Below are 2,178 nucleotides of genomic sequence, written 5' to 3'. Positions count from 1 at the left end.
GATGAACTCGGGGCGATTCACCGATAGACAAAACAGAAAACATATCACTTTTTGGGAACGATTCTTTGCAAAAAGTGGTGGCATACTTACTAGAGTAAAAAAACTAAGCTAGGAAGCATTTATGAGTGAGCTAGAGAATAACAGTGAAGAGCTAAGTGGTAGAAAAGGATACAACCTAGAGTCTTTATCTGTGAAGAATATGTTTATATTAACCCTTTTAATAGGGGCTGTTGGTATTATTGCGGGGATTCTACTGACTTCAACATTAGTTTCTATACTTATCCCAATAGTTATCATGGCTATCTATATATACATAACTTTATCAAAGGACACTGACTTACCAATAACTATTATTGGAGATAGTTACTATTATCAAGGTTTTATTTTTACTTTGGTAGCACTTATGGGATCCTTGTTTTCTTTAGGGGTTAAAGAACAAGTTAATATGCACGCAATGGTTGCAAGTTTTGGCTCAGCCCTTGTAACAACTATAATAGGATTAGTTGCTCGTTTATATGTTACTTCATTTTCATTAGTGGCTCAAAAACGCAGAGAGAGGCTGGAGTATCAGATAGAAAAATCTCTAGACCGTTTTACCGGTCAAATAGATACTTTAACTCTGCAAGTTGTAAGTTCTATTAATAAAGTACACGGTCAAACTGAGAGTACATTGTCAGAAACTTTGAAAAAATATAGTGATGTTAATAGCAAAGTTCTTAATGATTATAATGAAACAATGCAATCTAATGCTAAGTTAATTAGCGAGAGTTTAGAGAATGTTTCACATAAAATATCAAGTATTGAAATTTCACCAGATTTAATCTCTAGCCCTTTACAGCAAGCATTAAAAGAAATAATTAATTCTATGCATGATTATGAGTCAAAATTCATAGAAGTTAACGTTAATTTTAAAGCGTTAGCAGACAAGTTGGTAAATCAGTACGGAAGAAGTGAAGAAACACTCCAATCTCATGTTACAAATTTAGAAAGTAAACTTAGTGAAACTATAAAAACTCACACAAAAAAATACAACGATAATTTGAATAATATCAGTGAAGGAATCATAAGCAGTCTATCAGATATAACTGACTTAAAAATAACAACAGAAGAAGCTGTAGAAGCTCGTTTAGAAAACTTCACTAAGGGTATTGATACAGTTGTTGAAAAAATAAACTCATCTATAGAGCCTGTAGCCTCAGCATCTCAATCTTTAAGTCAAGTTGGAGAGCAGGTAACAGACTCTTTAGTCAAAATATCTAATAAAACATCAGACTTGACAGAGTCTATCAACAAATCAATAGAATCTTTTGATAACGTTGAAAGTGTCAATACAGACCTATCAAAATTGCTAAGAACTATAAAAGACTTTAACTCCTCATTAGAAAAAGCTACTTCGATTAATGATAAAGCTTCCAATAAAATTTACAGCGCTGCGCAATCTACTGAAGATGCATCAGGCCAATTAGCAAATGATATTGCGGAAGTTTATAAACAGCTAACTCTTCAAATTAGAGCTTTACGGAGTTCTCAGAGTTGAGTGACTTCACACATGAAAGAGCTAATTCAATAATTGAAACTTCATTGACTGAGTTAGCATTTATATTTTTCTTTATATTACTTATTTTTTCTTCTTGGAAAATAAGTAATATATCAGAGCAACTTGACTCAAGGGCTGAAGATAAAAGTGAGCTTGAGGCAGAAATTAAAGAACTTAGAGAATCTTTGGAATCAACGTCTGATTTTTTTAGCTCTCAATCTAATATTGCTCCCGAAGAGTTATTTAATGAATTAGTTTTGGGGAGGAAAGCTATAAAGGAGCTAGAAGTTACAAAAATTGAATTACAAGAGGCAACCAGCTCACTTAACGAAATTGTTAATGTTTCATCAAGTGATGATATTGATAATATCAAAAGAGAAATTAGAGAGTTTCAAGAAGCTAAAGAAATAGTATTAAACGAGGGTTTTACTGATAGTTCTTTGCCTGAAGTGTTGCAAGAAATTGTAAAACAACATGCAAATGTTGAAGGTCAAAATAAAAACCTAAGGAATAAAATTGAAAAGTTAGGAAATGGCTTAGATCATCCACCATGCTGGGCTGATAAAAAAACAGGTGCCGCTCAATATGTGTTTAGTATAATTATAAATGAAAAGTATGTCGTGAATCGCCCCGAGTTCATC

Annotated in this window: 2 protein-coding genes; both read left to right on the top strand. The window is 32.6% G+C overall.

Annotated elements, in window-relative coordinates:
• Window positions 1–121 precede the first annotated feature (121 nt).
• Window positions 122–1,537 carry a hypothetical protein gene (locus CWC30_RS17565; protein WP_138627741.1) on the top strand — a complete coding sequence of 472 codons (1,416 nt, stop codon included), beginning with the start codon at window positions 122–124 and terminating at the stop codon, window positions 1,535–1,537.
• On the top strand, window positions 1,534–2,178 hold a 645-nt coding region (locus CWC30_RS17560; RefSeq protein ID WP_212746085.1), incomplete at its 3' end, for a V-type ATP synthase subunit I domain-containing protein. The genes CWC30_RS17565 and CWC30_RS17560, both read left to right, overlap by 4 nt.

Origin of the sequence: Pseudoalteromonas sp. S4741 (assembly GCF_005886135.1) — a bacterium.
Taxonomy (GTDB): Bacteria; Pseudomonadota; Gammaproteobacteria; order Enterobacterales; family Alteromonadaceae; genus Pseudoalteromonas; species Pseudoalteromonas tetraodonis.
The sequence above is the reverse complement of the archived record's forward strand: the minus strand, read 5'-3'. Positions and strand labels throughout refer to the sequence as shown.